We start from the raw sequence: 282 nt of genomic DNA on the forward strand, positions 1-282 counted from the left end.
CGGGTTCGCCGGCTCGGTCGGGCCACAGGTCAGCGCCGATCTGGCCTTCCGCCTGCGCGGCCGCGTCGTCTCGCGCGACGTCAAGGTCGGCGACCTCATCACCAAGGGCACGACGATCGCGGCGCTCGATCCGACGGCGCTGGAGCTTGCCGTCCAGGCCTCGAAAGCCGATCTGTCGAACGCGCAGGCCCAGTTCATCAACGCCGCCGCCAGCGAGGATCGTCAGCGGCAATTGCTCGCCTCGGCCAACACATCGCAAGCCACGTTCGATGCCGCCAAGCA

1 protein-coding gene is annotated in these 282 nt (G+C 68.8%); it reads left to right on the forward strand.

Going from position 1 to position 282, the window contains the following annotated elements; all coding sequences use genetic code 11:
• Nucleotides 1-282, forward strand: a 282-nt coding sequence (locus tag EN807_RS35000) for a biotin/lipoyl-binding protein (RefSeq protein ID WP_135938122.1), incomplete at both ends; no start/stop codon positions are given.

The organism is Mesorhizobium sp. M5C.F.Ca.ET.164.01.1.1, from assembly GCF_004792125.1.
Lineage (GTDB): Bacteria > Pseudomonadota > Alphaproteobacteria > Rhizobiales > Rhizobiaceae > Mesorhizobium > Mesorhizobium wenxiniae.